At 67.9% G+C, this 4,942-nt stretch carries 4 protein-coding genes; 1 reads left to right on the forward strand and 3 read right to left on the reverse strand.

Features of this window, described 5'->3' with window-relative positions; translation table 11 throughout:
- The 3 genes from ACMO6A_RS02815 to ACMO6A_RS02825 all read right to left on the reverse strand — a co-directional run.
- The coding region (locus tag ACMO6A_RS02815; RefSeq protein WP_418470745.1) for a hypothetical protein at positions 1–660 on the reverse strand (660 nt) is incomplete at its 3' end.
- 3 nt (positions 661–663) lie between these two features.
- Positions 664–1,128, reverse strand: coding sequence for a hypothetical protein (locus ACMO6A_RS02820; protein WP_418470746.1), 465 nt, complete (start codon positions 1,126–1,128; stop codon positions 664–666).
- 318 nt (positions 1,129–1,446) lie between these two features.
- Positions 1,447–1,842, reverse strand: a complete 396-nt coding sequence (locus ACMO6A_RS02825; RefSeq protein ID WP_418470747.1) for a hypothetical protein — start codon at positions 1,840–1,842, stop codon at positions 1,447–1,449.
- Here ACMO6A_RS02825 and ACMO6A_RS02830 point away from each other — a divergent pair.
- A partial coding sequence (locus tag ACMO6A_RS02830) for a DEAD/DEAH box helicase family protein (RefSeq protein WP_418470748.1) occupies positions 1,841–4,942 on the forward strand: 3,102 nt, incomplete at its 3' end. The genes ACMO6A_RS02825 and ACMO6A_RS02830 overlap by 2 nt on opposite strands.

The raw sequence follows: 4,942 nt of genomic DNA on the forward strand, positions 1-4,942 counted from the left end.
ACGTTCAAACGCCAGGCGGGAACCGAGGCGCTGAGCGACATCCTGCTGCTGCGCCGCCGCCCCGAGCCCATCGCGCTTGCCGATGACGAGCTTCCCGAGTGGGTCGAGACCTCTCCCTTCGAGGACACCGTCAACATCAACCGATACTTCAACGAGCATCCCGGCCGCGCCGTCGGCGACATGTCGATCGTCAGCGGGCCCATGGGGCCCACGCTCGGCGTCAGCTTCAAGGGCGGCGCCGACGCGCTCGGCGACCGCGTGTCCGACCTGCTGCGCGACAGCGTCGACCGGGGCGGCGCCGTCGAGATGGCCGCGGTAGCGGAGCCCGCCGGCATCTCGGTCGTCCCGACCGCGCCCACGAAGTTCGAGTTCTCCGTCGCCGCGGACGGCACGATCTGGTACGGCACGGAAGACGCCGTGGAGCCCTTCACTCCCGGCGGCGGCAAGACCGGCCCCGAACGAGCCCGCGCGATGCTGTCGCTCCGCGACGGCGCCCGTGCGCTGCTCGCCCTCGAGCGCGACCCCGGCGCGGACGACGACGAGGTCGAGGAGGCCATCGCCAGGCTCTCCGCCGAATACGACTCGTTTTTCGAGCGCTACGGCCGCATCAACTCCAAGAAGAACCTCGCCGTGTTCCCCTCCAAGGGGTTCACGGACCACTCGCTAGCACTCAATCTCCTGAGCCTCGAGAAGGTGGATTCCAACGGCGAGGTGACCGGCAAGGCGGACATCCTCAAGAAGCGCCTCGTCACCCCCGAGGCGCCCACTCCCGAGCACGTCGGCAACCCGGCCGACGCCCTCGCCGTCACGATCGACGCGCGCGGCGGGGTCGATATGGACTTCCTCGCCGACCTCATGGAGACCGACGTGCAGACCGCGCTCGAGCGCCTGGGCGACCTCGTGGTCACCGACCCCGACGACGCGACGCACGTAATGACCGCCGACGAGTACCTTTCCGGCGACGTGGGCGGCAAGCTCGAGCACGTCAGCGCGCTGCTGGACGCCGAGCGCGGGCGCGCGGAGCGCCAGACCCGTCAGGCCTGGAACGAACACCTCGGGTTCTCCGTCGATGCCGACGACCTGCCCGTCGACGTCCGCAACGCGCTCGCGCAGCTGCGCAAGACGCACTTATGGGAGAGCAGCCTGAACCCCACCACCTCGCGCTTCGCGGTGGACGGCTTCGCGCATGCCGAAGGCCTCGACCACGGCGCCCGCCGCATCAGCTGGGATTGCTGGCCGGCGCTCATCCCCCTCGCGCTCGAGGCATACGACGGGCCGCGCCCGATCGCTGTTCAAGACGGTGACGACCGCGCATCGGTGTCCACCGGCAACCCACTGATCGACCTGCTGGCCCGCGGCCTCGGCGACTTCTATTCGGGCCAAATCAACATCGACATTGCGAAGACGCCCTCGCACGCGATCAAGTACCTCGTCTGCGACAGCGGCCTATCCGATGAGGAGCTGGGCGCCTTCTTCGCCGCGGGCGGCTCGGGCATCCTCAACAGGTCGGAGTATTTCGAGACCTTCCGCGCGGTCGCCGGCGTCGAGATCGAGCCGCCCGTCCGCTCGTCCTACGGGGAGGTCTCCGTGAGGGAGGCGCGTATCGAGAACGGCATGCGTCTGGCCCGCGCCCTCAGGGCGGCGCCCGACGCCGTCGAGTACCTGTACCGCATCGAGCGGAAGCAGCGCTCCGAGGACCGTGTCACGAAAGCCGATCTGCTCCGCCGCGACGGCCGCCCCTCCTACCTGGTCGACTACTATTCCGGCGAGCCGGCAAAGCTGTCCGACCTCGCCACCGAGGAGGGGCTGGAGCGCTTCCGCGAGCACAAGGCCGCGCTTCATGGAGGCCGCCAAGCTCGCCGTCCCGCCCGTAGATCCGGACCGCGTCGCGGCCCTCGAGCGCCTGGAATCGCGCCTCGAGGCCGTCCAGCCGGTCAAGCTCGTCCCCGGGCAGATCGCCTGCCAGCTCGGAAGCTCCTGGGTCCCCGCGTCGGTGATCCGCGACTTCGCGCTCGAGACCTTCAAAATCGGCTACGGGCACGAGAGCAGGGTGCGCGGCAGCTACCAGACCGCCGCCCAGGCGCGCGGCCTCGAGGTCCGCTACTCCGAGGTGTCCGGCAGGTGGAGCGTTACGTCCGCCAGCGGCGGTATGGACGAGTCGGTCGCGAAGAAGTGGGGCGTGGGCTCCTACAACTGCTTCATGATCCTCACCGCCGCACTCAACGGCGGCCTCATCCAGATCGAGAAGGACAACCCCGACTACAACCCGGTCGCAGAAAAGTCCAAGAAGAAGATCCCCGACCCGGTGGCAACGGCCGCCGCCAACGCCAAGCGCCGCGAGCTCGAGGAGGCCTTCCGCGAGTGGGTCTGGAAGGACGAGGACCGCGCGGCCATGCTCGCCGACATCTACAACCGAAAGCTCAACCGCGTCGCCCCGCGCGCGTACAGCGGCGACTACCTCTCGCTGCCGGGGATGTCGCCCGACATCCAGCTCAGGAAGCACCAGCGCGACGCGGTGGCGCGCATCATCCAGGACGGCGAGGGCACGCTGATCGCGCACACGGTCGGCGCCGGCAAGACCTTCACCGGCATCACCGCCATGCACGAGCTCAAGCGCCTTGGGCGAGCCCGCAAGCCGATGATCGTCGTGCCGAACAACCTCACCGAGCAGTGGGCCGCCGATTACCTCAAGCTCTACCCCGACGCAAAGCTGCTCGTCCTCACCGACGCCGCGGCGAAAAGCCCCGACTCGGTGCGCCGGTTCTGGGGGCAGGCGGCATCGGGCGACTGGGACGCCGTCATCGTCGGATTCAGCCGCTTCGAAAAACTCCAGATGTCATACGGTGCGCAGAAGGCGGCGCTCACGGCGCGCATCGACGAGCTCGAGGAATCCAGACTCATGGAGCTGGAGGACGGCGCCGGGGAGAAGGACTTCTCGGTCAAGCAGATCGAGGGCGTGCGCGACAAGTTCAAGAGCAAGCTCCAGTCGCTCGAGAAGCGAAACGCATCCAAGACGCTCGAGGGCGCGACGTTCGAGGAGGTCGGCTGCGACGCGATATTCGTCGACGAGGCCCACTACTTCAAGAACCTCGCGGTGTCGGGCGGATCGGTGCCCGGCATGCAGACCAGCGACGCGGCCAAGTGCGAGGACCTTCTGATGAAGTGCGAGTACCTGCGCGATAACGGACGCGGCAACAACATCGTGTTCGCCACGGGCACGCCCGTCACGAACACGATGGCCGAGCTCTACAACATGCAGCGCTACCTCTCGCCGAACCTGCTGGACAGCCAGGGGGTCTCGAACTTCAGCGCGTGGGCCAAGACCTTCGGCGAGGTCACCGAGACCCTGGAGCCCAAGCCCGAGGGCGGCGGCCTGGATATCAAGCGACGCTTCGCGAGGTTCCAGAACCTCCCCGAGCTCATGAGCTCGTTCCACTGCTACAGCGACATCATGACCGCCGACGACCTCGACCTCGACCTCCCCGAGCTCGAGAGCCACGCGGTCGCGGTCCCGGCGACGCCCGAACAGCTCGCCGAGGTCGAGGCGCTGGTGGAGCGCGGCGAGAAGGTCCACGCCGGCTGCGACCCGAGCATGGACAATATGCTCAAGATCACCGGCGACGGCAGGAAGGTCGCGCTCGACCCGAAGCTGCTCTACCTCGAGGACGACCCCGACATGGAGCCCCTTTCGGGCGGCAAGGTCGACGAGTGCGTGCGCAACATCCTCGACATCCGCGACCGCACCGAGGGCGAGCGCGGCGCCCAGCTCGTGTTCGTCGACTCCTCCACGCCCGCCTCCGGGCGCTGGAACATCCAGGACGACGTGCGCCGCCGCCTCATCGAGGCCGGCGTCCCCGAGTCCGAGATCGCCTGCGTCACCGACGCCAAGGGCAAGTCGAAGCTGAAGGAGGCGCTGTACGAGAAGGTGCGCAGCGGCGATATCCGCATCCTGCTGGGCTCGACCACGACGCTGGGCACCGGAACGAACGTGCAGACGCGCCTGGCCGCGATCCACGACCTCGACTGCCCGTGGCGACCGTCCGACCTCGAACAGCGCCTCGGGCGCATCGTGCGCCAGGGCAACACCTTCGACCACGTCCACGACTTCCGCTACGTGTCGACCGGCACGTTCGACAGCTACCTATACTCCATCGTCGAGCGCAAGCAGCGCTTCATCAGCCAGGTCTTCACGAACAAGTCGCCCGTGCGAACGATGGACGACCTGGACGAGACCGTGCTGTCTCTCGCCCAGATGAAGCAGATCGCCGAGGGCGACCCCACCGTGGCCGAGCGCATGGACGTCGAGAACAAGATCGGCCAGCTCAAGCTCATGATGGCATCGCACCTGGAGGGCCTGGCCGACGTCCAGCACAAGATCGAGACGCAGTACCGGCCACTCGTCGAGGCGCTGACCGCCCAGCGCGACATGCTCGCCGACGACGAGATCCCGTTCGCGGAGGCGGACCTTGTCCGCCAGCAGACGCTCGGCTCCAAGGACAGCTTCATCACCGTCGGCGGCACGCACATCGCCGACAAGGAGGAGGCCATCCGCGCACTGCGCCGCGCCGCCTACGGCGTCCGACCCGGCTGCGAGGAGACCATCGGAACCTACCGCGGCCTTTCGGTCGTGTGTCGCCGCCAGCACGTCCTCGACGACGACTGGCTGCCCTATATCGGCCTGGCGGTCGATGCCGCCAAACACGTCCACATGTCGGACAGGGTCTTCCCTTCCGGAGAGAAAGGAGCATTCACCGTGCTTACCCAGATGGACCGCATCATCGCCCGAGACGCGAAGGGCCCCGCGGAGATCGAGCTGAAGCTGCGCGAAGCGCAGCACGCGCTCGCCGACGCGCAGAAGGCGGCCAAGGAGCCGTTCCCCAAGCAGACCGAGCTCGACGAGGCCGAACAGCGCCTCGCCGTCCTCGAGCAGGAGCGCATCGAG

It is taken from the genome of Eggerthella sp. (assembly GCF_048329335.1).
GTDB lineage: Bacteria > Actinomycetota > Coriobacteriia > Coriobacteriales > Eggerthellaceae > Eggerthella > Eggerthella lenta.